The 25421-nt window shown below is 61.4% G+C and carries 21 protein-coding genes and 2 pseudogenes; 16 read left to right on the top strand and 7 right to left on the bottom strand.

Translation table 11 applies throughout. The annotated features are described in order from the left end of the window. Window positions 1–142: 142 nt before the first annotated feature. Genes PFLQ2_RS13635 through PFLQ2_RS13650 form a run of 4 tightly spaced genes read left to right on the top strand, consistent with a single transcriptional unit; the run spans window position 143 to window position 5269 of the window. Entirely contained in the window at window positions 143–625 is a 483-nt protein-coding gene (locus tag PFLQ2_RS13635; RefSeq protein WP_003181934.1) for a formate dehydrogenase subunit gamma, read from the top strand. Then, window positions 619–2178 carry a formate dehydrogenase beta subunit gene (locus PFLQ2_RS13640; RefSeq protein ID WP_003181933.1) on the top strand — a complete coding sequence of 520 codons (1560 nt, stop codon included), beginning with the start codon at window positions 619–621 and terminating at the stop codon, window positions 2176–2178. The genes PFLQ2_RS13635 and PFLQ2_RS13640 overlap by 7 nt, the downstream gene beginning before the upstream one ends. Then, the gene (gene fdhF / locus PFLQ2_RS13645; RefSeq protein ID WP_003181932.1) at window positions 2175–5051 is read left to right on the top strand and encodes a formate dehydrogenase subunit alpha; all 2877 of its coding nucleotides are present in this window, start codon (window positions 2175–2177) and stop codon (window positions 5049–5051) included. The genes PFLQ2_RS13640 and fdhF overlap by 4 nt, the downstream gene beginning before the upstream one ends. Further along, complete coding sequence (locus PFLQ2_RS13650) at window positions 5048–5269, top strand: formate dehydrogenase subunit delta (RefSeq protein WP_003181931.1); 222 nt, start codon at window positions 5048–5050, stop codon at window positions 5267–5269. Before fdhF ends, PFLQ2_RS13650 begins: the two co-directional genes overlap by 4 nt. A 174-nt stretch (window positions 5270–5443) precedes the next feature. On the opposite strand, the gene PFLQ2_RS13655 is transcribed toward PFLQ2_RS13650, so the two are convergent. The 5 genes from PFLQ2_RS13655 to gcvA all read right to left on the bottom strand — a co-directional run bounded on the left by PFLQ2_RS13655 (window position 5444) and on the right by gcvA (window position 9585). After that, a complete protein-coding gene (locus PFLQ2_RS13655) occupies window positions 5444–5764 on the bottom strand; it encodes an isochorismate lyase (protein ID WP_003181929.1) in 321 nt (106 codons plus the stop codon). 60 nt (window positions 5765–5824) lie between these two features. Then, window positions 5825–6343 (bottom strand): cysteine hydrolase family protein, encoded by a 519-nt coding sequence (locus PFLQ2_RS13660; protein ID WP_003181927.1) that lies wholly within the window; start codon window positions 6341–6343, stop codon window positions 5825–5827. 258 nt (window positions 6344–6601) lie between these two features. Continuing rightward, window positions 6602–6883 carry a hypothetical protein gene (locus PFLQ2_RS13665; RefSeq protein ID WP_003181925.1) on the bottom strand — a complete coding sequence of 94 codons (282 nt, stop codon included), beginning with the start codon at window positions 6881–6883 and terminating at the stop codon, window positions 6602–6604. A 654-nt stretch (window positions 6884–7537) separates the two neighbouring features. Further along, a complete protein-coding gene (locus tag PFLQ2_RS13670) occupies window positions 7538–8677 on the bottom strand; it encodes an epoxide hydrolase family protein (protein WP_003181924.1) in 1140 nt (379 codons plus the stop codon). A gap of 2 nt (window positions 8678–8679) precedes the next feature. Next, window positions 8680–9585: a transcriptional regulator GcvA gene (gcvA, locus tag PFLQ2_RS13675; protein ID WP_003181922.1), complete on the bottom strand. Its 906-nt coding sequence runs from the start codon at window positions 9583–9585 to the stop codon at window positions 8680–8682. 105 nt (window positions 9586–9690) lie between these two features. On the opposite strand from gcvA, the gene PFLQ2_RS13680 reads away from it, so the two are divergent. The 5 genes and pseudogenes from PFLQ2_RS13680 to PFLQ2_RS13695 all read left to right on the top strand — a co-directional run bounded on the left by PFLQ2_RS13680 (window position 9691) and on the right by PFLQ2_RS13695 (window position 12951). Then, complete coding sequence (locus PFLQ2_RS13680) at window positions 9691–10299, top strand: LysE family translocator (protein ID WP_003181920.1); 609 nt, start codon at window positions 9691–9693, stop codon at window positions 10297–10299. 75 nt (window positions 10300–10374) lie between these two features. Continuing rightward, window positions 10375–10578: pseudogene (locus PFLQ2_RS13685) on the top strand (contractile injection system protein, VgrG/Pvc8 family); the annotation flags it as partial. A gap of 2 nt (window positions 10579–10580) precedes the next feature. Further along, window positions 10581–10709 (top strand): annotated as a pseudogene (locus PFLQ2_RS29865) (VOC family protein); the annotation flags it as partial. Window positions 10710–10803: 94 nt separating this feature from the next. Further along, window positions 10804–11424, top strand: a complete 621-nt coding sequence (locus tag PFLQ2_RS13690; protein ID WP_003181913.1) for a TetR/AcrR family transcriptional regulator — start codon at window positions 10804–10806, stop codon at window positions 11422–11424. 255 nt (window positions 11425–11679) lie between these two features. Continuing rightward, window positions 11680–12951, top strand: a complete 1272-nt coding sequence (locus tag PFLQ2_RS13695) for an OmpP1/FadL family transporter (protein WP_003181911.1) — start codon at window positions 11680–11682, stop codon at window positions 12949–12951. A gap of 16 nt (window positions 12952–12967) precedes the next feature. Here PFLQ2_RS13695 and PFLQ2_RS13700 read toward each other — a convergent pair whose 3' ends face one another. Further along, window positions 12968–14434 (bottom strand): efflux transporter outer membrane subunit, encoded by a 1467-nt coding sequence (locus tag PFLQ2_RS13700; protein ID WP_003181909.1) that lies wholly within the window; start codon window positions 14432–14434, stop codon window positions 12968–12970. 207 nt (window positions 14435–14641) lie between these two features. Here PFLQ2_RS13700 and PFLQ2_RS13705 point away from each other — a divergent pair, with 207 nt between their 5' ends. From PFLQ2_RS13705 to PFLQ2_RS13725, 5 genes are all read left to right on the top strand, one after another. Beyond that, on the top strand, window positions 14642–15748 hold the full coding sequence (locus tag PFLQ2_RS13705; protein ID WP_003181907.1) for an efflux RND transporter periplasmic adaptor subunit: 1107 nt from the start codon (window positions 14642–14644) through the stop codon (window positions 15746–15748). Beyond that, window positions 15745–18825 carry an efflux RND transporter permease subunit gene (locus PFLQ2_RS13710; protein WP_003181906.1) on the top strand — a complete coding sequence of 1027 codons (3081 nt, stop codon included), beginning with the start codon at window positions 15745–15747 and terminating at the stop codon, window positions 18823–18825. The genes PFLQ2_RS13705 and PFLQ2_RS13710 overlap by 4 nt, the downstream gene beginning before the upstream one ends. 32 nt (window positions 18826–18857) lie before the next feature. Next, window positions 18858–20144: a beta-ketoacyl-ACP synthase II gene (fabF, locus tag PFLQ2_RS13715; RefSeq protein WP_003181903.1), complete on the top strand. Its 1287-nt coding sequence runs from the start codon at window positions 18858–18860 to the stop codon at window positions 20142–20144. 239 nt (window positions 20145–20383) lie between these two features. Next, entirely contained in the window at window positions 20384–21196 is an 813-nt protein-coding gene (locus tag PFLQ2_RS13720) for an oxidoreductase (protein WP_343228931.1), read from the top strand. A gap of 85 nt (window positions 21197–21281) precedes the next feature. Next, a complete protein-coding gene (locus PFLQ2_RS13725; RefSeq protein WP_003181899.1) occupies window positions 21282–22268 on the top strand; it encodes an MDR family oxidoreductase in 987 nt (328 codons plus the stop codon). A gap of 128 nt (window positions 22269–22396) precedes the next feature. Here PFLQ2_RS13725 and PFLQ2_RS13730 read toward each other — a convergent pair whose 3' ends face one another. After that, window positions 22397–22999 carry a helix-turn-helix domain-containing protein gene (locus tag PFLQ2_RS13730; protein WP_003181898.1) on the bottom strand — a complete coding sequence of 201 codons (603 nt, stop codon included), beginning with the start codon at window positions 22997–22999 and terminating at the stop codon, window positions 22397–22399. Window positions 23000–23161: 162 nt separating this feature from the next. Between PFLQ2_RS13730 and PFLQ2_RS13735 the strand changes: the two genes are divergently transcribed. Together PFLQ2_RS13735 and thrC are read left to right on the top strand one after the other, a co-directional pair. After that, a complete protein-coding gene (locus PFLQ2_RS13735) occupies window positions 23162–23857 on the top strand; it encodes a B3/B4 domain-containing protein (RefSeq protein ID WP_003181897.1) in 696 nt (231 codons plus the stop codon). A gap of 161 nt (window positions 23858–24018) precedes the next feature. Continuing rightward, window positions 24019–25398, top strand: a complete 1380-nt coding sequence (gene thrC / locus PFLQ2_RS13740; RefSeq protein WP_003181895.1) for a threonine synthase — start codon at window positions 24019–24021, stop codon at window positions 25396–25398. The last annotated feature ends 23 nt before the right edge of the window (window positions 25399–25421 follow it).

Below are 25421 nucleotides of genomic sequence, written 5' to 3'. Positions count from 1 at the left end.
AGGTGCGCCAAAGACACTTGGCCGGAGAGCTAGGATGGCGATCGGATCTGCCACGCTACCGTGACGTGGGCCGACGCCCAAGCCAAGACTCCGGACGGCTGCCGCCATGCGGCGGTGTCGTTCGAGATGCCGAGGTACGTTTATGCCTGATGAGACGCTTCACCTGCCCTTGATCCACAGCGTTCTGGAGCGCGAGAAGGACACCCCCGGTGCCTTGCTGCCGATTCTCCATGCCATCCAGGGAGGCTGCGGGTACGTGCCCGACGTCGCCGTCCCTGAAATTGCCCATGCCCTCAACCTCAGCCAGGCTGAAGTGCGCGGGGTGATCAGCTTCTACCACGATTTCCGCACCACGCCGCCGGCGCGCCATACCCTGCGCCTGTGCCGGGCCGAGTCCTGCCAGAGCATGGGGGCCGAGGGCCTGGCGGCGCAGTTGCGTGAACAACTCTCGCTGGACGACCACGGCACCAGCGCCGACGGCAGCATCAGCCTGCGGCCGGTCTACTGCCTGGGAGCCTGCGTGTGCTCGCCAGCCCTGGAGCTGGACGGCGAACTACACGCCAGGCTCACCCCCGAGCGCCTGCGCCAGTTGGTCAATGGTTGCCTGGAGGATGGTTCATGCTGACGCTCTGCATTCCCCGCGATTCAGTGGCCCGCGCGGTCGGCGCGGACAGGGTGGTCGATGCGCTGGTCCTCGAGGCCGAACGTCGCCAATTGCCCCTCGAAATACGGCGCACCAGTTCCCGGGGCCTCTATTGGCTCGAACCGCTGGTTGAACTCGAAACGCCCGAGGGCCGGCTGGGCTTTGGCCCTGTCGCGGTACAGGACGTGCCGGGGCTGCTCGACGCACTCGCCCATGATCCTGGCAGTCATTCCTCGGCCCTGGGGCTGGTGGAAAACATTCCTTATCTCAAGAGCCAACAGCGCCTGCTGTTCGCTCGCGCCGGCATCACCCAGCCGCTGTCCCTGGACGACTACCGCAATCAAGGCGGGTTTTCGGGCCTGGCCCGGTCCATCCAGATGGACGGCGCCGACGTGGTCGCCAGCGTGCTCGATTCGGGCCTGCGCGGTCGCGGCGGTGCGGCGTTCCCGGCGGGCATCAAGTGGCGCACCGTGCGCGATGCTGTCGGTGCGCAGAAATACGTGGTGTGCAACGCCGACGAGGGTGACTCCGGGACGTTCGCCGACCGCATGCTGATGGAAGGCGATCCCTTCTTGCTGATCGAAGGCATGATCATCGCAGGCATCGCCGTAGGCGCCACGATGGGTTACATCTATGTGCGCTCGGAATACCCGGCTGCCATCAGCACCCTCAACGAGGCCCTGGGCATCGCCCGGGAAGCCGGTTACTTGGGCGCCGATGTCAGTGGCAGCGGGCATGCTTTTGAATTGGAAGTACGGGTGGGCGCCGGCGCCTATATCTGCGGTGAGGAAACGGCGCTGCTGGAATCCCTCGAAGGCAAGCGCGGCACGGTGCGCGCCAAGCCACCGCTGCCCGCCATCCAAGGTTTGTTCGGGCTGCCGACGTTGGTACACAACGTGGTGACCCTGGCCTCGGTGCCGATCATCCTGGAGAAGGGCGCACAGTTCTATCGCGACTTCGGCATGGGACGGTCCCTGGGCACGATGCCGTTTCAACTGGCCGGTAACGTCCGTCACGGCGGGCTGGTGGAACGCGCCTTCGGCCTTAGCTTGCGCGAACTGGTCGAAGAATACGGCGGCGGCACAGCCAGCGGTCGACCGCTTAAAGCCGTACAGGTGGGCGGGCCATTGGGCGCCTGGGTGCCCCCTGCGCAATTCGATACGCCGCTGGACTACGAAGCGTTCGCTGCCATGGGTGCGATGCTCGGCCACGGCGGCGTGGTGGTTGCCGACGACAGCTTGGACATGGCCCACATGGCCCGCTTCGCCTTGCAGTTCTGCGCCGAGGAATCCTGTGGCAAATGCACGCCATGCCGGATCGGCTCCACCCGTGGGGTGGAAGTGGTGGACCGCTTGATTGCCAGCACCGATCCCGCTGCCCGTCAGGAACAGGCTGCGTTGCTGCAAGACCTGTGCGACACCCTGCAATACGGCTCGCTCTGTGCCCTGGGTGGGATGACGTCCTACCCTGTCGCCAGCGCCCTGAAGTATTTCCCCGCCGACTTCGGTCTGGCGACCACGGAGGCCGACCAATGATCAACATCTTCGATCCCAGCAGTGACATGGACCTGGGCACCCCGGCGCGTGAAAGCGACGTGCAAATAAGGCTGACCATCGACGGTCGCGAAATCAGTGTTGCATCCGGTACCTCGGTCATGCGCGCGGCGGCCTTGCTCGGCACCGCCATCCCCAAGCTCTGCGCCACCGACAGTCTGGAAGCCTTCGGCTCCTGCCGCATGTGCCTGGTGGAAATCGATGGCATGCGCGGTTATCCGGCGTCCTGCACCACGCCGGTGACCGAGGGCATGGTGGTGCGCACCCAGACGTCCAAGCTCGCAACACTGCGGCGCAATGTGATGGAGTTGTACATCTCCGACCATCCGCTGGACTGCCTGACATGCCCGGCCAACGGCAACTGCGAACTGCAGACGGTGGCGGGGCAGGTTGGCCTGCGTGAAGTACGTTACGGCTACGAAGGCGCCAACCACCTGGCCGAGGCCAAGGACGTATCCAACCCCTATTTCGACTACGACCCGAGCAAATGCATCGTGTGCAGCCGCTGCGTGCGAGCCTGCGAGGAAATCCAGGGCACCTTCGCCCTGACCATTACCGGGCGCGGCTTTGACTCCCGGGTGGAAGCGGCCGGCGGTGACAACTTCCTCGACTCCGAATGCGTCTCCTGCGGTGCCTGCGTGCAGGCTTGCCCGACGGCGACGTTGATCGACAAGAGCGTGGTGGAAATCGGTCAACCGGAGCGCAGCGTCATCACCACCTGTGCCTACTGCGGTGTGGGGTGTTCTTTCCGCGCCGAGATGAAAGGCGAGCAATTGGTGCGCATGGTCCCGGACAAGAACGGCCAGGCCAACCACGGCCATTCCTGCGTCAAGGGTCGTTTCGCCTGGGGTTATGCCACGCACCCGGACCGCATCACCAAGCCGATGATCCGCAAGCACATCAGCGACCCGTGGCAAGAAGTCAGCTGGGATGAGGCCGTCACTTACGCTGCCGGCGAGCTGCGCCGCATCCAGCTCAAGTACGGGCGCGACTCCATCGGTGGCATCACCTCCAGTCGTTGCACCAACGAAGAAACCTACCTGGTGCAGAAACTGGTGCGCACCGCCTTCGGCAACAACAACGTCGACACCTGTGCCCGGGTTTGCCATTCGCCTACCGGTTATGGCCTCAAGCAAACGCTGGGGGAATCCGCCGGTACGCAGAACTTCGACTCGGTGATGAAGGCTGACGTTATCCTGGTGATGGGCGCCAACCCGACCGATGCGCACCCCGTGTTCGGTTCCCAGCTCAAGCGTCGGCTGCGTCAGGGCGCGCGGTTGATCGTCATCGATCCGCGCCGTATCGATCTGGTGGATTCCCCCCACGCCCGCGCCGACCTGCATTTGCAGCTGCGCCCAGGCACCAACGTGGCGATGCTCAACGCACTGGCTCACGTGATCGTCACCGAAGGGTTGGTCGACCAGCGTTTTGTCGAGGAACGCTGCGAGGCGGCAGATTTTGCCCGCTGGCGCGACTTCGTCAGCCTGCCGGAAAACTCGCCTGAAGTGCTGGGCCCGGTCTGTGGCGTGGACGCCGATCAGATCCGCGCCGCCGCACGGCTCTACGCCACCGGCGGCAACGCGGCCATCTACTACGGCCTCGGCGTCACGGAGCACAGCCAGGGCAGCACCTCGGTGATGGGCATCGCCAACCTGGCAATGGTCACCGGCAACATCGGCCGCGAAGGCGTCGGGGTGAACCCGTTGCGTGGGCAGAACAACGTCCAGGGCTCCTGCGACATGGGCTCGTTCCCCCACGAGTTGCCCGGCTACCGGCACATCTCCAACGAAACCGTGCGTGCCCAGTTCGAACAGGCCTGGAACGTGACCTTGCAGCCCGATCCGGGCCTGCGCATTCCCAACATGTTCGAGGCCGCCCTGGACGGCAGCTTCAAGGCGCTTTACTGCCAGGGCGAGGACATCGCCCAGAGCGACCCTAACACCCAGCACGTGACCGCAGCGCTGAGTGCCCTGGAATGCGTCATCGTCCAGGACATCTTTCTCAACGAAACGGCCAAGTTCGCCCATGTGTTCCTGCCGGGCAGCTCGTTCCTCGAGAAGGATGGCACGTTCACCAACGCCGAACGCCGCATTTCTCGGGTGCGCAAGGTCATGGAGCCCCTGGCCGGCAAGGCCGATTGGGAGGCCACCATCGCCCTGGCCGACGCCCTGGGCTACAAGATGAACTATCGTCATCCATCAGAAATCATGGACGAGATCGCCAGCCTTACACCGACCTTCACCCGCGTCAGCTACGCCGAACTGGACCGTCACGGCAGCCTGCAATGGCCGTGCAACGATGCCGCACCGGACGGCACGCCGACCATGCACATCGACGAATTCGTTCGCGGCAAAGGGCGCTTCATGCTCACCGGCTACGTGCCGACCGAGGAGAAGGTCAATAGCCGGTACCCGTTATTGCTGACTACCGGGCGCATCCTCAGCCAGTACAACGTCGGCGCCCAGACGCGGCGCACCGACAACGTGGCCTGGCACGAGGAAGATCGCCTCGAAATCCACCCGGCCGACGCCGAAAACCGCGGCATCGTCGACGGCGATTGGGTTGGCATCGGCAGTCGCGCCGGGCAAACAGTGCTACGGGCCAAGGTAACCGAACGGGTGGCGCCGGGCGTGGTGTACACCACGTTCCACTTCCCGGAATCGGGCGCCAACGTGATCACCACCGACAACTCCGACTGGGCCACCAACTGCCCGGAATACAAGGTTACGGCGGTGGAGATCGTGCGGGTCAGCCAGCCTTCGGAATGGCAGAAACGCTATCAGGCCTTCAGCGATGAACAAGGACGCCTGCTCAAGGAGCGTCGCCATGCCGAAAAAGCCGAGGTGCGTCGATGAGTTCTGAAAGCCTGATCAAGATGGCCAACCAGATCGCCCAATACTTCGCCAGTGAGCCGGACCACACGCTGGCGGTGAATGGCGTTCGCCAGCACATCAAGAGCTTCTGGACCCCGGGCATGCGCCGGGAATTGGCGGGGTGGGAGCAGAAGCATCCCGATGCGGTGCTGCATCCATTGGTGCTGGAGGCGTTGGTAGAGCCGCAGGGCGCTGCCTGACAGGCATCTACACCAGGAAGACTGTTACTCCTTGTGGCGAGGGAGCTTGCTCCCGCTCGGCTGCGCAGCAGTCGCATAACCGAGCGAGGCGGTGTGCCTGACGAAACGGAATGAGGGGGGCCGCTTCGCGACCCAGCGGGAGCAAGCTCCCTCGCCACGGATCCGTGGGATGGCTCAGGTGTCGGACTGATGGGCCGACCAGTGTTTCATCTCTTCGGCAATGAAGTGGTTCACCAGGTCGCGGTACATCTTCTCGATGGCATTCGGGTCCAGCCCTTCGGCCTCGGCCCACTCACGCCGAGTCGCAAGCATGGCGTTGAAGCGCTCGGGGGCTCGCACTGCTGTCGCCGAGGTCTTGAATTTCGATGCGGCCAGTACGTATTGGAATCGTTTGCCCAGCAGTTGGATGACAGCCTGGTCGAGGGTATCGATTTCCTGGCGGATATCCTCCATGCCTGCGCACTGCGAGGGGGAGAGGCAATTGTTGACTTCCATGTGGTTTGCTCCGTTTGTTGAAGGGGTTCGGCTCGAACGAGCCGAACGGCCTATGCTGGTTTAGAAGTGCCAGTCTTTCGCTTGAATCAGCTGACAGAAGGGGCCCGCCAGCGTTGCATTGTGATGGGCGACGATAGCCTCCGCTGCCAGGCTTGGTGTATCGGCGCAGGTATGACCGTCGGCGATCAGCACGGCATCGAACCCAAGATCACGGGCGGCGCGGCAGGTGCTGTCGACACAATATTGGGTCTTCATCCCGGTGATCACGATGCCTTCTGCTCCACGGGCTTTCAAGCGATTGGCCAGGTCCGTCATGACAAATGCGTTGGGGCGGCTTTTTTCGAAGATGACTTCGCCGCCTTCCAGCAACAGTTCCGGCACCAGTTGCGTTAGTGGACTTTCGGAGGCTATGGGCGAGCCGGGTGGACCCACATGACGAGCCAGAAAAATCGGGGCGCCGGCCTGGCGAGCCTGAATCAACAGGCCATTTAATGTGCTGAGCAGTGCATCGCCAGCCCAGGGTTTATCCGGGCCATGAAACAACCCGACCTGCATATCGAGAATCAACAGTGCATACATGGTGTTTTCCTTGCGTTTTTGCCAGTGACGCAAGGGCAAAAGAAAAGGCCCTTACCATCGCTGGCGGGCCTTTGGGATCCGTGTGTTACTGACTCACGACATCTCGCACGACCCGTCTGGGGTGGTCGTGGTTGTGGTGGTCGAGGCAATTCGAGAAAGAGTCATGGCCTGACGGTACCTGCCAGCGAACCGGCTTGGCAAGCCCTGCATGCTCGACCCCGTGGCGAGGGAACAAACTCCCTCGCCACAGGAGGTTGGCTAGCCTTCGAGACCGCGCCGTTCGATCACGCCGAACACGTCGGTTACATCTTGCACCAGGATCCGGGCGACGTTGGTGATGGTATTGATGTCGCTCTCTGCTGAGTCCCGCAGGCTGCTGCAGGCGACCAGCGTCAGGTAATCGAGCGTGGCGTGCAGGCGTTCGCTGACACAGGCGTGGAGTTCCGGAAGCGGGGCGTGGGTGTCGATCAGCAGGACGGGGTGGGTTGTGGCGGTTTGGGTGAGAGGAGTGAAGCGGGCAGATGCTTGATTCGTTGTCATAAAGTTGCACTCGTTCGATAGAAAGAAGAGCCACCTTTCTGCTGCGAATCATAGGGGTGGCAGTTGCGCGAGGGTTCGCAGACCGAGGAACGAATCCAAAACTCGGCAGACTCGAAAGCCTCCCGCGCGCAACCGCCATAAAATGAAAGCGGGCAAGTTTGCCTGAATTTCATTTGACGGTATCTAGATTTGTTCACTCGGGCTGCGAAACCCAATCACCAACCAAGGCCAGTGACGACCCAACTATAGAAGCCGATTCCAGCCGCAACAACCGACCTGTAGGACGCACGCGATCCCTGTGGCGAGGGAGCTTGCTCCCGCTCGGTGGCGCAGCCGCCGCAAAACCGGTGCCTGCGGTGTGCCTGGCGAAACGAGACGGCCGGTTTGGGGCCGCTTCGCAGCCCAGCGGGAGCAAGCTCCCTCGCCACGGGAGGTAAATTCCTACAAATATTTAGGACGGCCAGACACCGCCACTGCGCATATCCAGAGGCCAATCACATTCCCTTGTGGCGAGGGAGCTTGCTCCCGCTCGGCTGCGCAGCAGTCGCAAAACCGATGCCTGCGCTGTGCCTGGCGAAACGAGGTGGCTGGTTTGGGGCCGCTGCGCGCCCCAGCGGGAGCAAGCTCCCTCGCCACGGGCTTTAGCGGCTCTCGCTAGCGAAAGCCCCGAAAAAACGCCCTGATATCCTCCGCCAACAACTCCGGCTGCTCCAACGCGGCGAAGTGACCGCCACGGGGCATGGCGGTCCAGCGCTGCACGTTGCAGCAGCGCTCCACCCAACTCCTTGGCGGCATGGGCAGCTCCTTGGGAAACAGCGCCACCCCAACCGCAGGCTTCAGCCGTTCGCCGCTGTTGAACAGCAATGGTCGCTTGCTGCCTTCCACGTACTGGCGAAACGACGAGCCGATGCAGTTCGTCAGCCAGTACAGCGTCACGTTGGTCAGCAGCCATTCATGATCGATGGCGGGACTTTCATCGCACCAGGACAGGATCTTTTCCCCCATCCAGGCCAACAGCCCGGCCGGGGAATCATTCAAGCCCACGGCCAAGCTTTGTGGCTTGGTTCGCTGGATATGCCCATAGGCACCTTCGGCATCGGCGAATGCCGCCGCTCGTTGCAGGAAGGCCGATTCTGCCTCTGTCAACGGCGGTTCGGTTTCGCCAAGGGGAGGGCGATAAGAGCCCGGAATGTAATTCAGATGAATGCCCGTCACCCGCTCGGGAAACCGCACGCCGAGCCAGGTCGACACGCCCGCACCGATGTCCCCGCCCTGTGCGCCGAACCGCTCATACCCCAACCCCCTCATCAATTCATTCCATAAGCCGGCAATGTCATGCGGCCCCCTGCCTAATTGCTGGAACGGCGCGGAAAAGGTGTAGCCGGGCAGTGACGGCACCACCACATCGAAGGCATCCGCAGCGTCACCGCCATGGCGGGCCGGGTCCGTCAGCAGCGGAATGATGCGCTGCATCTCGATGAAAGAACCGGGCCAACCGTGGGTCAGGATCAACGGCATCGGCGCCGGGCCGACACCCCGTTGATGAATGAAATGCACCCGCTGCCCACCGATGTCGGCGACAAATTGCGGCAGGCGATTGAGCGCTGCCTCCTGGGCGCGCCAATCGAAGGTGGTCGACCAGTGCGCAATAAGGCCCCGAAGCACTCCCATGTCCATGCCTTCACTCCAGCCCTGATTGGCCAAAGGCTCCGGTAGCCTCGTGTTCAACAGGCGATGCCGGAGGTCTTCAAGGGCGATGTCGGGGATGTCGATGGAGAAAGGTTCGATGAGCATGATTACGCCTTTGGTTGGGCGGTGGCTGACTGCTGAATCTGCGAAAACAACCAATCCACAAAAACCTGCGCTTCACCCACCGCATCCCGAGACACGCCGTAATAGTAACGAGGCAACGGCAGGCGCAACGCAGGCAATGGACAGGTCAGGCGCCCGTTGGACAAATCCCTGCCCAACAACGAAGCCGGGCACAACGCCACGCCGAGGCCATCGACGGCTGCCTGCAGGACGAGGTGCATGTGGTCGAATTGCAGGGTTGGCGGGTTGCGCAAGGGCTTGATGCCGGCGTGCGCTGTCCAATCCTGCCAATCGCTGCTGCGGGTCTTGCCTGACAGCAACGTGTGCCGCGCCAGGTCGTGGACGCTGTCCAGCGGCACGCTTTGCAGCAGCGACGGCGCGGCGACCAGCAGCAGGTCGTCTTCCAGTAATACGGTGGGCTGCACGTTCGTTGACCATCCGGACTGCCCACGGCGGATGACTACGTCGAAGGGGTCTCGCGATGGGTCTGGCGGGCGGGTGTTGGTGACCACTTCGGGTTTGATGTCCGGGTAGAGCGCCATGAAGTCCGGCAGCCGCGGGATCAGCCAGCGCACCGCGAAGGAGGGACGCACGTTGAGGGTCACTTTGCGCTGGGACGCGTGGCGGGTCAGGGCGGCAGCGGCGTTGGCGATCTGTGCCAGTGCCTCGCTGACCTGCTCGTAAAACGCCTTACCCTCAGGCGTGAGCAACGACTGACGGGTTCGACGCTCGAACAGCAGCACGCCCAGGCGTTCTTCAAGCAGCTTTACATGACGGCTGACGGCGCTGTGGCTGACGTGCAGTTCCTCGGCTGCGCGGCTGAAACTCTGGTGGCGAGCGGCAGCGGCGAAGGCGCGGACGGCGTTAAGCGGGGGGAGGTTGGCGATCATGTGTCTAATTTAGTCACATATGAGGCGCAATTAAAGCGTTTGTCAGCGTTCAGGCGTCACGCCAACCTGAAGGCCTTATCAATGCGCCTTCATGTGGAGCGACTCATGGCCGATTATGGACTTTTTCTGCTGCTGGCGACGCTGACGGTACTCAGCCCGGGGCCCGGCGTGGTGTTGACGATTTCCAATGCCCTGCGCCATGGCTGGAGTGGTGCGCTACCAGGCATCTTCGGTATCGCGTCCGGGGCGTTTATCGTGGCCGGTCTTTGCGCCAGTAGCGTCGGACTGATCCTGGCCGCCTCGGCGACGGCCTTTACGATGCTCAAGTACATCGGGGCGATGTATCTGTTGTACCTGGGCTTCAAGATGTGGCGGACCCAAGGTTTTATCCCCGAACTCACCGCGACTTCGTCGCGTCCATGGCGGCGATTTGTCGAGGCGCTGTCCATTCAGTTGCTCAATCCCAAGGCCGGGTTCTTCTTTCTTGCGGTATTCCCTCAGTTCATCAAGTCGGCGGGCAACTACTACAGTCAGTTTTTCTTGCTGGTGTCGTCCTATGCCGGGCTGGTCGTATTGATCCATTGTGGTTATGGGCTGATGGCGAACGGGGCCAGGGGCTGGCTCTCATCGGGCCAGGGGACGAGGGTCGTCGGCAAATTGTCGGGCGTTACTTTCCTGGGATTTGGTGTGTTGATGGCCTCTGCCAGCAAATGACCGCAGAGCGCCAATAAAAACTCAAACTGATGAAGCTCCAGCCGTCGCGTAAGTCCGGGTCGTAGGAGTTTCTCTGTGCGCGACTACCCCCGGCGCGAGCAGGTCATGCAATACGATGAAAGCGACCTGGCCTTCATCGACCGCCTGTTGGCTGAGGTCGGCATCTGGTATCGCTTCACCAGCGACGAACGCCTGGGCATCGACGTGGTGGAATTGCACGACGACCAGCGCCATTACCAGCGTGGCATCAAGCTGCCGTGTCGCCCGCAATCGGGCCTGGTGTGATCGAACCGTATATTCGCTTCAAGGGGCAGGTTGGTGAACAAGCCACGATGTTCCTGTTCGATCCTTGCGGTAATGCGCTGGAGTTCAAGGCGTTCAAGGATATGAGCCAGCTGTTCGCGAAATAAACAGGCGACGGGTTTCCGGACGAGGGCGTTTTGTGACTTGATTACTGTATGGTCACAAGTTGTCAACATTCTTGTGGATGCGTAAGCTACGCCCATGAATCAGCCATCAGCGTCTTCGCCCAGCACCCGCGGTCCAGCCGATCACGACATTCGCGACCAGATTGTCGCGGCGGCCCATGAACATTTCAGTCAATACGGCTTCGGCAAGACGACGGTGTCCGATCTTGCCAGGGCCATCGGGTTTTCCAAGGCCTACATCTACAAGTTCTTCGACTCCAAGCAAGCGATCGGCGAAGCCATTTGCACCAATTGCCTGGCGCAAATCGTTGCTGCGGTGGAACAGGCCATCAATGAAGAGGGCATTTCGCCGACGGAGCGCTTTCGACGCCTGGTCAGGACAGTGATTACCACGGGTGTGGACCTGTTTTTCAACGACCGCAAGCTCTACGACATTGCGGCATTTTCCGTGTCGGAGCGCTGGCCCAGTTCACGTAACTATGATGCGAAGATCAAAGGTTTCGTGACGCAGATCCTGCGGGAAGGTCGAGAACTCGGTGAGTTTGAGCGCCGGACTCCGCTGGATGAAACCGTGGAGGCGATCCACCTGACGCTTCGTCCTTTCGTCAATCCGTTGTTGCTGCAGTACAACCTCGACTATGTGGAAGTGGCCCCGACACTCACCACCAACCTCATCTTGCGTAGCCTGATGCCTTGAGCGTGAGTATCTAACTCACGCCTTGCACCGAGGCCGTAGCGCTTCAACGCCAGCCCTTGTTCTGCCCGGAACAGGGGCTCTTATTTGTCCGTATCGTGACTATTGACACATATGGTCACATGAATAAATATGGCGCGGCGAGAGGCTGGCGGGTGGGATGCGTTGCATGACGGAGTCCCCCCTCACGTCATTGCGACACACAGACAGAGTTCCCCCTACCGCAGCCACCGCTGCTGTTTTCCTAGAGTCCCAATAATGAAAAAAATCTTGCTCAGGGGGCCCATCGGCCTCGCCGTCATGCTCGCGTCCTCCCAGGGTTTTGCGAGCGGTTTTGCGTTGAACGAACAGAGCATCAGCGGCATGGGAACCGGATTCGCCGGTCGTTCTTCCTCGGCAGAAGATGCGAGTACCGTCTTCGGCAACCCGGCGGGCATGTCTCGTCTGAAAAAAGAGGAGGCCAGCCTCGGTGCGGCGACATTGGTCGCCAAAACCGATATCAGCCAGACCCGCAGTACGTTCGGCGGTGAGGAGGATGGGGACATGGTCCCGGCGACCACCGTGCCCATGGGGTATTACGTCAAGCCCATCGATGAACAATGGGCCTTCGGTGTCGGCTTCTATGTGCCGTTCGGCTTGATCACCGATTATGGAAGCGGTTATGCCGGACGTTACTACGCCAACAAAAGCGAGGTGACGACCCTGACGTTCCAGCCCACCGTCAGCTACGCCTTCAACGACAAGGTTTCGATCGGGTTCGGCCCCACCATCAACCGTATCAGCGGCGAGATATCCGGAATGGTACCCAATCCGCTGAGCCCTGGTCGCAACGATGGGAAACTCAAAAGCACCGGTGACGACACGGCGCTGGGGTTCAACGCCGGGATCCTCGTGCAGGCGACGGACCGCACGCGCCTGGGGGCTACTTATCACTCCAAGGTCAGCTATCACCTGGATGCCAAGTCCAAGCTCACGGGCGGGATCTTCAGCGTGCTGGGCGTCAGCGGTCGCAGCTATGACGCTTCGCTGGATGTGGATACGCCGGAGTCGGTGGACCTCTCTGTGACGCATCAACTCAATGATGACTGGACCTTGTACCTGGGCAGCACCTGGACACGCTGGAGTCGCTTCAAGGAGCTGACCATCGAGAACAGCGGTTTGCCTCCACTATTGAGCGGTCAACTGGGCACCGTCAGCGAAGAACAGAGCTGGCACGACACCTGGGCGCATGCGATCGGCACGGCCTACCGGTTGAACGATCAATGGGTGCTGCGTGCCGGCCTGTCGATGGACCAGTCGCCTGCCAACAACACCAACCGTGGCCCGCGCATTCCTACGGGCGACCGCAAGGTGATCAGCTTGGGTGCGGGCTGGACGCCGGTGGACGATGTCACCATCGACGTCGCTTATTCCTATCTGTGGGAGGAGAGTGTGCACGTCAACGAAACCTCCGCGACGCGGGGTGCCTACAGTGCCCGGTACAAGAACAGCGCGAGCGGGTTCGGTACTTCCGTCAGCTATCGCTTCTGATTGAATGAGCGTCCGGTCATTGGCCGGCCAGCGCGACGGGCTGCGCTTCGGGCGCCTGCCAGCCCCCACCGAGCGCCCGGAACGCGGCGACCGCTGCCCGGGCCGACTCTGTCTGGGCTTGCGCCCGGGCATCGGAGGCCTGCAGCAGCGTCTCGTCGGCTCGCAGCACATCGATCAGGCTGGCGGTGCCTTGCTCATAAGCGCTGAACGAGGACTCGCGAGCCTGTGCCAGCGACGTCTCGCCTCCGGTGAGGGTAACGGCTTGGGCTTGCCGGTTGACCAGGGCGGAGAATGCATTTTCGACATCCTCGGTCGCGCGCAACACGGACTGACGATAGGCCGCCAGGGCTTCGGCTTCCTGGCCCTTGGCTTGGTCGATCTGGGCGTTGATGCGGCCGAAATCGAACAGTCTCCAGCGCAAACCCAACACTCCCGAAGCCTGGCTGGCGCCGCCACTGAACAAGTGTCCAGCAGATACCGAGGTGGCACTGCCCAGCAACGCACCGAGGGAGAATTTCGGATAGTACTCGGCGACGGCCTCGCCGATCCGCGCATTGGACGCGGCAAGGCGCCGCTCAGCCACGATGAGGTCTGGGCGACGACGCAGCAGATCGGCGGGGGTTCCCGTGGCGTTCATGGGTGGCGCCGGGGGGATATTGCCGGTGGATGCCAGTTGCGCGCGATGGGTGCCGGGCGGCGCGCCGAGCATGATGTCCAGGGCATTCATCGCCGTCTCCAGTCCGGTTTGCAGCACCGGCACTGTCGCCTGGACCTGTGCCAGTTCGCCTTCGGCTTGGTGAACCTGATAGCGGGCGGCGAGACCTTCATCATAAAGCAATCGAACTTTTTCCAGCAGCTCCTGCCGGGTCTTGGCCTGTCGGTTCGCGATGTCCAGTCGGGCCTGCAAACCTCGGACGGTCATGTACAGGTCGGCTGTCTGCGCCGCTACGGCCAGTCGCGTGGCCGCCATGCCCGCCTCGGACGCCTGGTACTCGGCCAATGCCGCCTCGCGCCCGCGACGCAGGCCGCCGAAGACATCCAATTCCCAACCTGCCTCAAGGTTCAGCGCATAGGCATTTCCATACCGATCGTAACCGGGGGTCGAATCCAGAACCTGGCCCAACGGTGTCTCGACGGACTGATAGGCGCGTGCGGCCTGGCCGTTGACGGTCCCCGACGGCAGCAGCGCCGCGTTCGCCGCCCCCAAGCCTGCCCGGGCCTGGGCGACGCGCGCCGATGCCTGGGCCAGATCCAGATTCTGGGCCAACGCCTGGGTAACGAACTCGGTCAGCGCCGGGTCAGCGAAGCCTTCCCACCAGACCGCAAGGCTGGCCTGCGCCGCGTTGGATCGCTGGTCGACGACAGGCTGGCGAAGGAAACGATCCGAAAGCGGGGCGTCCGGACGCAGGTAATCCGGACCGACCGCGCAGCCTGTTATCAAGGTGGCACTCATCAAAACAGCGAAGGGGCGTAGAGGAGGCATCGGGAATCCTGGAGGCAAGCTAGGTGTGACCATATTATATTATGGTCACACCCTGTCAATGCGACCACAGGCAGGGTTCGCTAAGAATGGACGTGGAAACCAAAGAATAAAGCACGCGAAGCAGGGCTTCACATTTTGTGACCATTGACATATATAGTCACTAGAATGAGAATGCGGCTCTCGTCCTTATTTATCAAAAGGGAACCTATGCTCCGGCTTCGACCCGTCACCCTTGCCGCTTGCCTGCTACCCCTTGTCCTGACGGCGTGTGGGGAATCTTCCACCGAAGATCCACGCACGCTTGCTCCTCTGGTGAGGGTCTCCGAGGTCCAGGGTTCGCCCGATATCGCGCGTTCGTTCACCGGCGTCGTGGCGGCTCGTGTCCAGAGTGACCTGGGGTTCCGGGTCTCTGGCAAGATCCTTGAACGCCTGGTCGACGCCGGGCAGACGGTCAAGCGCGGCCAACCGCTGATGCGCCTCGATCCAGTCGACCTGGGGTTGCAGGCGCGGGCACAGCAAGAAGCTGTCACTGCCGCTCGGGCCCGCGCCAAACAGACTGCGGACGATGAGGCGCGCTATCGTAATTTGGTGGCTGCGGGGGCAATTTCCGCGTCGGGCTACGACCAGATCAAAGCTGCTGCCGACACCGCCAAGGCGCAACTCAGCGCGGCCCAGGCGCAGGCTGACGTCGCCGTCAATGCGTCCGGCTATGCCGTGTTGCTGGCCGACGCTGACGGCGTCGTAATGGACACGCTTGCAGAGCCGGGGCAAGTCGTCAGCCCTGGGCAAACCGTCGTCCGGCTGGCCAGGGCCGGGCAGCGCGAAGCGGTCGTGCAGTTGCCGGAGACACTGCGTCCGGTTCCCGGTGCCACCGCGCAAGCCACGCTTTATGGCACGGCCAGCGGCGCAGTCACTGCCCGGCTCAGGCTGCTCTCGGATTCGGCCGACCGGGTGACGCGTACCTTTGAGGCGCGTTATGTGCTGGAGGGGGCGCTGGCCAATGCGCCGCTCGGCTCCACCGTCACGCTTCGTATCGCCGGAGGCGCTGCACAGGATCGCGTGCTGCAAGTGCCCATCGCGGCGGTCTACGACCCGGGCAAAGGCAGCGGTGTCTGGGTCATTGACGGTGAACCCGCGAAGGTCAGCTGGCGGCCCGTGCAGGTTGTCGGCTTGAGCGACGACACCGCACGCGTCGCGGGCGACTTGAAGATCGGCGAGCGTATCGTCGGGCTGGGGGCGCATTTGCTGCGCGAGGGGGACTCGGTGCGACTGGCCCAGCAGGACGGCGTGAAAGTCGCTGGGAGCCATCCATGAGCCTCAATTTGTCGGCAATCGCCGTTCGCGAGCGCTCTGTCACCGTATTCCTGATTTTTCTCATTGCTGTTGCGGGCACATTGGCGTTTTTCAAGCTGGGGCGTGCCGAGGACCCGCCGTTCACGGTCAAGCAACTGACGGTCATCACCGCCTGGCCAGGTGCGACGGCGCAAGAGATGCAGGACCAGGTCGCTGAGCCGCTGGAAAAACGCCTGCAAGAGCTGAAGTGGTACGACCGCACGGAAACCTATACCCGGCCCGGCCTGGCCTTCACCATGGTGTCGTTGGTCGATCGCACGCCGCCGTCGCAAGTGCAGGAAGAGTTCTATCAGGCGCGCAAGAAGCTCGCCGATGAGGCCACCCGGCTGCCGGCCGGGGTCATCGGGCCGCTGGTCAACGACGAATATTCCGATGTGACTTTCGCGCTGTTCGCCCTGAAAGCCAAGGGCGAGCCCCAGCGGTTGCTGGCGCGGGATGCCGAGGCGTTGCGCCAGCGCCTGCTGCACGTGGGGGGCGTGAAGAAGGTCAACATCATCGGCGAGCAGGCCGAGCGGATTTTCGTTTCCTTTTCCCATGATCGACTGGCCACGCTCGGTGTGTCTGCCCAAGACATCTTTGCCGCGCTGAACAGCCAGAACGTACTCACGCCGGCCGGCTCGATCGAAACCAACGGGCCGCAAGTTTTCCTGCGGGTGGACGGGGCCTTCGACAAACTGGAAAAAATCCGTGATACGCCCCTCGCGATCCAGGGGCGTACCTTGAAGCTCTCGGACGTTGCCTCCGTCGAACGGGGCTACGAAGACCCGGCGACCTTCCTGGTGCGCAACAATGGCGAAGAAGCGTTGTTGCTGGGTGTCATCATGCGCGAGGGCTGGAACGGCCTGGACCTGGGCAAGGCGCTGGACGCCGAGACGCAAAAGATCAACGAAGGCATGCCGCTGGGCATGACCCTGACCAAGGTTACCGATCAGGCTGTGAACATTGACTCGGCTGTCGGCGAATTCATGGTCAAGTTCTTCGTCGCCTTGCTGGTGGTGATGATCGTTTGCTTCCTGAGCATGGGCTGGCGCGTCGGCGTGGTGGTTGCGGCGGCAGTGCCGTTGACGCTGGCCGTGGTGTTTGTGGTGATGGCGGCCACCGGAAAGAATTTCGACCGCATCACCCTCGGCTCGCTGATCCTGGCGCTCGGGTTGCTGGTGGACGACGCCATCATCGCGATTGAAATGATGGTGGTGAAGATGGAGGAGGGCTACGACCGGATCAAAGCCTCCGCCTACGCCTGGAGCCATACGGCCGCGCCAATGCTGTCCGGTACGCTGGTGACGGCGATCGGCTTCATGCCCAACGGCTTCGCGCAATCCACCGCCGGCGAATACACCAGCAACATGTTCTGGATCGTCGGCATTGCCTTGATCGCTTCCTGGGTGGTGGCGGTGGCCTTTACCCCTTTCCTGGGCGTGAAGATGCTGCCGGACATCAAGCCTGTCGAAGGCGGCCATGCGGCGATCTACAACACCCGCCACTACAATCGTTTCCGGCGGATCCTGACGCGTGTCATCGCCCGCAAGTGGTGGGTGGCCGGCACGGTGATTGCTACGTTTGTCGTGGCGATTCTCGGCATGGGTCTGGTCAAGAAACAGTTTTTTCCGACATCCGACCGTCCAGAGGTGTTGGTTGAAGTGCAAATGCCCTACGGCACATCCATCGAGCAAACCAGCGCCACCGCCGCCCGGGTCGAGGCCTGGCTGCAAAAACAGGATGAGGCAAAAATCGTCACGGCTTATGTAGGGCAGGGGGCGCCGCGCTTCTACCTGGCAATGGCGCCGGAGCTTCCCGATCCATCGTTCGCCAAGATTGTGGTGTTGACCGACAGCCAGGAGGCGCGTGAAGCCCTCAAGTTTAGGCTGCGCGAGGCGGTTGCCGCAGGGCTGGCGCCCGAAGCGCGCGTGCGCGTGACGCAGCTGGTATTCGGACCCTATTCGCCGTTTCCCGTGGCTTACCGGGTGATGGGGCCAGACCCGTCGACGTTGCGTGAAATCGCAGCGCAAGTACGAGGCGTGATGCAGGCAAGCCCGATGATGAGAACCGTCAATACCGACTGGGGCCCGCTGGTGCCGACGCTGCATTTCAATCTCGACCAGGATCGCCTCCAGGCGGTCGGGCTTACATCCAGCGCAGTCGCGCAACAGCTGCAATTTTTACTCACGGGGGTACCGATCACGGCGGTACGCGAGGACATTCGTTCGGTGCAGGTGGTCGGTCGCGCTGCGGGCGATATCCGGCTCGATCCCGCCAGGATCGAAGGCTTCACGCTGGTGGGGGCGTCGGGCCAGCGCATCCCGCTGTCCCAGGTCGGCGAGGTGGATGTGCGCATGGAGGACCCGATCCTGCGGCGCCGCGATCGCACGCCGACCATCACGGTTCGCGGCGATATCGCCGAGAACTTGCAACCACCGGACGTATCGAGCGCGATTTTCAAGTCCTTGCAGCCGGTGATCGACGCACTGCCTGACGGGTACCGTATCGAGCAGGCGGGGGCCATCGAGGAATCGGGCAAGGCCGGCAAGGCCATCGTGCCCCTGGTGCCAATCATGATTGCCCTGACGTTGCTGATCATCATTGTGCAGGTGCGTTCGATCTCGGCGATGATCATGGTGTTCCTCACCGCGCCCCTGGGACTGATTGGCGTGGTGCCGACATTGCTTATTTTCAATCAGCCCTTCGGTATCAATGCCCTGGTTGGCTTGATCGCGCTCTCGGGCATCCTGATGCGCAATACGCTGATTCTCATCGGGCAAATCCATCACAACGCGCAAGAAGGGCTCGATCCGTTCCAAGCGGTGATCGAAGCCACCGTACAGCGGGCTCGTCCGGTGCTGCTGACGGCCCTGGCGGCGATCCTGGCATTCATTCCCCTGACGCACTCGGTGTTCTGGGGAACGCTGGCCTACACCCTGATCGGGGGCACATTCGTGGGCACCATCATGACGCTGGTGTTCCTGCCGGCGATGTACTCCATCTGGTTCAGGATCCGTCCTGCCCATAGCGCCCAAACTGAAACCGCAAGGCTGGCCTAGGCGAGCGCCTGCCGAACAATGAAGAGGTTCTTATGATTACTCCCCAGGGTCAAAAACGAATCGTAGTCACCGGTCTTGGCATTGTCGGGCCGTTGGGGTGCGGGGTCGAAGCCGTCTGGCAGCGGTTGCTGGATGGACGCTCCGGTATCCGCAACCTGCCTGAGGCTGTAACTGAGGGCACCGGGGTTGCGGTTGGCGGCCAGGTGCCGTCGTTGGAGGAAGATGCCAGTGCGGGCTACGATCCGGACCGGGTTATTACGGGCAAGGATCGCAAGAAGATGGACCGCTTCATCGAGTTTGCCCTCGTGGCGGCCGACGAAGCCTTGCAACAAGCCGACTGGCACCCGACAGAAGTCGCGGACCAGGAGCGGACCGCCACGATCATTTCATCGGGCGTGGGTGGCTTCAGCACAATTGCCGAAGCTGTGCGGACCACCGATTCGCGGGGCCCACGCCGCCTGTCACCGTTCACCGCTCCGGCCTTCCTCGCCAATATGGCGGCCGGAAACGTGTCGATCCGGCACGGCTTCAAGGGGCCTCTCGGCGCGCCCGTCACCGCCTGCGCTGCCGGGGTTCAAGCCATCGGTGACGCGGCCAGGCTCATCCGCAGTGGCGAGGCGGATATTGCCCTGTGCGGCGGCACCGAAGCGGCGATTGATCGCGTGACCTTGGGTTGTTTTGCGGCGGCTCGCGCACTCTCCAGCGGATTCAACGAGCGCCCGCAGGAGGCGTCGCGGCCCTTTGATCGCGAGCGTGACGGCTTCGTCATGGCCGAGGGCGCCGGTATCCTGGTCATCGAATCGCTGGAGCACGCATTGGCCCGCGGAGCCACGCCCCTGGCTGAGCTGGTGGGCTATGGCACCAGCGCCGATGCCTACCACCTGACGGCAGGCCCGGAGGATGGCAACGGCGCTCGCCGCGCAATGGAGCAAGCCTTGCGACAAGCCGCCGTCAACGCTGCCGACGTCCAGCATATCAACGCCCACGCAACCTCCACCCAGGTCGGCGACAACGGTGAGCTGGCGGCGATTCGTGCGGTGTTTGGCACAGGCTCGGGCGTGGCGATCACTTCGACCAAATCCGCCACCGGCCATCTTTTGGGCGCGGCGGGCGGTATCGAGGCGATCTTCACGGTGTTGGCGCTGCGCGATCAAATCGTGCCGCCAACGCTCAACCTGATTAACCCCGACGAGGCGGCTGAAGGGCTCGATCTGGTTGGCCTGAAGGCTCGGAAAATGCCTATCACTCACGCGCTGTCCAACGGCTTCGGGTTCGGCGGGGTCAATGCCAGCGTTCTGTTCCGTCGATGGGCGCCTTGATTTTCCTTATGGGCGGTAAAAGGAATGCCGGCGAGGGTGACTAGTCGGGTGCTATCGACTTTATAGATGTCATCCAGCATCAAAAACATTGACCGCTTCGATTATGATCATCATCATAAGCCTGCCAGTCGATGACGCGCGCTGATGTCGGATCCATGACCGCTCACAGTTGCGATCTTCCGACCGGATAATGTCGATAACCGGAAGGAAATTAATGATGAACAACAAACGTGTGGCATTTGGTGACTGGCGCTTCCTCCGGCATCGGGGAAGCCATCGCCCATAAGCTCGTCGCTGCAGGCTACAGCGTCTATGGCACCAGCCGGCGAGGCGGGGCTGGCGGCGGGGAGGGGTTCCCATTGTTGAAGCTTGATGTCACCGACGATGCCAGCGTCGAAGCGGCCATCGAGGAGTTGCTGCGCTTGGAGGGGCGGATCGATTTGTTGGTCAACAATGCCGGCTTCGGCATCGCACCCGCCGCAGCGGAAGAGAGCACGGTCGAGCAAGCCAAGGCTGTTTTCGATACCAACTTCCTCGGCATCGTTCGGATGACTCGCGCGGTTGTGCCACACATGCGAAGCCGGGGTGACGGTCGCATCATCAACATCGGCTCTATTCTCGGGGTCGTGGCTGTTCCTTACGCGGCCCTCTATTGCGCCAGCAAGCATGCGGTGGATGGTTATTCGCAAGCGTTGGATCATGAATTGCGTACCCATGGCATCAGGGTTACGGTGGTCGAGCCTGGCTATACCAAGACTCAGTTCGAGGCCAACAACCTTCAGCCCGACGCCAAACTCGACGTGTACGAAGCCATTCGAGTAAAAGTGACGAAAGTGGTGAACCAGGCCATGGCGACCGGCGACGGCCCCGACGTGGTGGCCGAAGTGGTACTGCAGGCCGCGCGCGCCGAGCGTCCGAAGTTGCGCTATACCGCTGGCAAAGCGGCCGGTCAGTTGCAGTTCCTGCGCAGCTTCGCTCCAGCGCGCTTGCTGGATACGGGCATTCGCAAGGCGCTGAAGCTCGATACCAAACTGCCTTCCCAGGCACACTGACTCGGCCTGGCCATAGCTGTCGCTGTGACTGTTGCATTCGCCCGGCTGCGATGACGATCCGTTTGAACGAACAGGACAAGAAATCATGACATTCAAGGCACTGCTCACGAGTAAAACCGGCGACGCGATCTCGACCCAGTTGGTCGACTTCAGGGACGAGGACTTGATGCCCGGTGACGTCACCGTCGCGGTCGAGTTCTCCACGGTGAACTATAAGGACGCCATGGCCCTGAGCGGACGTTCACCGGTCATTCGTCAGTTTCCGCTGATTCCGGGCATCGACTTCGCCGGCATTGTCGAGACGTCCAGTCATCCGGGGTTCAAGGCCGGCGACCGGGTGCTGGTCAACGGTTGGGGGCTGAGCCAGACCCACCACGGCGGTTTTGCCCAGAAGGCACGGGTAAGCGGCGACTGGCTGGTGAAAATCCCGGATGTTTTCTCAACCCGGGACGCCATGGCCGTCGGCACGGCAGGTTACACGGCGATGCTCAGCGTGTTGGCACTGGAGCACGGCGGACTGGCCCCTGATCGAGGCGACATTCTAGTCACCGGTGCCAGCGGCGGCGCCGGCTCGGTGGCAATCGCGCTGCTGTCTGGCCTGGGCTATAGAGTGGTCGCGTCGACAGGGCGCCAAGAGGAAGCCGACTATCTGCACGACCTTGGCGCGGCGCAGGTCATCGACCGCAACACCTTGTCGCAGGCAGGCGCACCGATCGCCAAGGAGCGCTGGGCCGGTGTGATTGATTCGGTCGGCAGTTATACCCTGGCCAATGCCTTGGCACAGACCCAGTATCGCGGCGTTGTCGCAGCCTTCGGTCTGGCCCAGGGCGCGGATCTCCCCGGCTCGGTGTTGCCCTTCATCCTGCGCAACGTAACCCTGGCCGGTATCGATTCGGTCAATGCGCCGCAAGAGGTGCGTCTGCAAGCGTGGTCGCGACTCGCCCAGGACCTGGACCTGGGCAAGCTGGCCCGCACCACCCAGATGGTTGGCTTGGCAGAGGTTCCGGCCGTTGCCGGGCGGGTGCTGGAAGGCAAGGTGCGCGGGCGCACTGTGGTGGATGTGAACGCATGAGCAACCCTTTCGGTGGCGCTGGCGTTTTTGTTCGTTGTACGTGCTGAGGGCAGGATAGCGGCTCGCGGATAGGCAGCCCTTGGAATGCGGCGGGCTCGCCCGCCCTGGGCTGCCAGCCTGCAAACTATCTATTGATGCATTTCCGTCACGGACATAGTGAACACCAACCTGGATCTGCCCGCATTGGCATAGGAATGGGGCACATCGGTTTTAGCCACTGCTGAACTTCCCGCCGGAATGACCAGCTCTGTTTCCCCTACCACGCATTTCAGCGTGCCTTTCTCCACATGAAACAATTCAAGCGTGCCTTGAGGGTGTCCCGGCGAAGCGAAAGATTCGCCTGGATGCATTTCCCAGCGCCACAGCTCGATCATGTTCGGGCCGGAAGCTCCCGCCAGAAGCCGCGCTGTACCTCCCTGGTCTCCCGTCCAGAGAATGGGGATGTCTTGGCTGTCGATGATATGGGCGGATGGGGCTTCGGTCACATTGACGATGTCTGCAACGGACAGGCCCAGCGCGGCTGCTATTTTGCAAAGGATGCCGATACTGGGATTGGCCGTGCATTTCTCGATTTCCACGACCATTCCTTTGCTCACGCCAGAGCGACGGGAAAGCTCATCCAGCGTGATCTTCTGCGCCTTGCGAGCCTGTTTGAGGGTGCGCGCGACGGCCAGGCTGACGGCGTGAGCATCGGCACCTGGGGTCGTCGACAGACTGGTATTCGTGGTCATTGATGAGGTCACGGGAAGAAATGTGCGGGGATTTTCGGTCGTTAGTAATAGTCCCGTCAATCGGCTCATTCGTTATAGTAGATGAAATTGGTCATTATATTGACTTTGGTGGTCGGCGCTGGATAGCATGAAAAACGCCATTTGGATTCCTGGAGGTTTTTGATGCTGTCCGTACTGCCGTTAATCGACCAAGCCGTTGCAGAGCTGGCTCCGCAGTTCAGGGCCCTGAGCATTGTGGTGCAGGCCGCGCCGCTGACCCATCCTGAAGTCGCTCAGGCCGCTCTGGACCGTGCTTGCAAGGCGGTGCAGGAGGGTGGGCCAAGCTGGGGAGAGGCTCATCTGGCCGCATGGGCCGAAACATTCCGAAAGTTTGGGGCCAAGCCGCAGCGCACCCCTTGTTCTGCCGAAGCGTTGCGTAAACGGGTTCTGCGTGACGGCAGCTTGCCGAGCCTGGATCCCATCGTCGATCTCTATAACGCCATCAGTATTGAGTACGCCATCCCCGTCGGCGGGGAAAATATAGAGGCCTATACAGGTTCCCCGCGCCTTGTCGTCGCCGATGGCACCGAGCCCTTTGACACCATGAAGGAGGGCGCTCCTGCTTTCGAGTATCCAGACGCGGGCGAAGTGGTCTGGCGAGATGACAAAGGTGTGACCTGCCGTCGTTGGAACTGGCGCCAAGGTGTCCGAACTCGGCTCGGTGCCGATGCAAAACACATGTGGTTCATCCTCGAAAGCTTGCCGGCGATGCCGCTTGAAGCCTTGACGGAAGCGGGGGACAAGTTGATCGAAGGCCTGCAGAAAATGATGCCAGGCGTCCAGATCGAGAATTCATTGATTGGCCCTGGGGCCAAATAGTCGACGGAACACCGTTGGGGAGATACGTAGGTCATTATATTGACTTTCCTGGTCAATGGAGTGAAGCTGGATCAAAGGCGATCAAAACCGCCCCATTGAATTCCAGCGGAGCACCACCTTGCCGGTGATCGCTCGAAAATGGCCTGAGGTTGTCTTGGATCATGAAGTACGTCAGCACACGGACGCCCGGTAGAACATTCGAATTCAGCGAGGTCCTGATGGGGTCCTACGCGCCTGACGGTGGCTTGTACGTACCGCACAAGGTACCTCGCTTGAAAAAAGAACAACTCTCAACGCTTGAATGGTTGCCCTTTCATGAATTGGCTCGCTATGTGATCGAGCCATTCCTGGGAGGCTGGGTTGAGCAAGATCTGCTGTCTCGGATGCTCAAAGAAACCTTCGATCCCTTCACAAGCAATGCAGTCGCGCCCCTTTACCAGACGGCAAGTAACGAGTGGATACTTGAGTTGTTTCATGGACCGTCAGGCGTCTACCAAGACTTTGGCCTGCAATTGATGTCTCGTTTTATAGAACACGGTTTGCTGATATCTGGAAAGAAGGCGCTAATTGTAGGTTGCACCGGCGGAGATACCGGAGTCGCGGCAATAAAAGCATTTTCAGGAATGCAGGGCGTTACCTTGTTGGTATTGCACCCCTCCAAAGGGATAACGGAAGAGGATCGCCGACGCTTACTGAGTGCTGGAGAAGGCAACGTTGTAAATGTAGCGGTCGATGGGGATTATGCTGATTGTCATCGTTTGTGTGAGCAGTTCTTCAAGCAAGACAATCATGCGCAGCAGTATCTTGTTTCGTTCAATTCAGTGCATTGGGTTCGCGTACTTGCACAGCTGACGTTCTATTTCTATTCCGCCCTTCAGCTCGGGGCGCCTAAAAGGGAAGTGGCCTTCAGTGTGCCGGCCGCGAATTTCGGTGCGCTCTATGCCGGGCACATTGCCAAACAAATGGGGCTGCCGCTTCGGCAGTTGATCGTCGCCACGAATGCCAATGCCGGCCTGCATCACTTTCTCCAATCGAATCTGTACAGTCGAAATGAAATCCGTACGACCCGTACACCTAGTATGAATGTTTCGCTGGCGTCGAACTTTGAGCGTCTACAGTGGAGCATCTTAAATCGATGCGGCGAAAAAGTAGCTCGTAATATGGAATTGTTAGAAGGTGAGGGCGCCGTTCAATTAGAGCAGGATGGCTGGCTGGAGGCGCGGAAATTGTTCGATTCGCTCGCTGTGGAAGATTCGGATGCATTCGATTGCATGGGTGAGGTGTTTGCACAGAGCGGCTATCGGATCAGTCCCAACACCGCTATCGGCCTGCGCGCAGCCCGTGTCAGCAGGCGCAGCTTGCTTATACCGATGATCTGTCTGGCGACCACGCGTCCCAACAACACTGGCGTGCTAGACGATACGTTGGAAATGTTCGGCTTCCTGAGGTCAGAAGACGCTCCCGTACGGAGCGAGCAAAACTGCAATTCGATTCCTAACACTATCGGGGCGCTGACTTCTCTCGTCAGGTCCTTGTCCTAAGACACGGAGTCTCACTCGTTACA

The organism is Pseudomonas fluorescens Q2-87 (assembly GCF_000281895.1).
In the GTDB taxonomy this organism is placed as follows: Bacteria; Pseudomonadota; Gammaproteobacteria; order Pseudomonadales; family Pseudomonadaceae; genus Aquipseudomonas; species Aquipseudomonas fluorescens_S.
The sequence above is the reverse complement of the archived record's forward strand: the minus strand, read 5'-3'. Positions and strand labels throughout refer to the sequence as shown.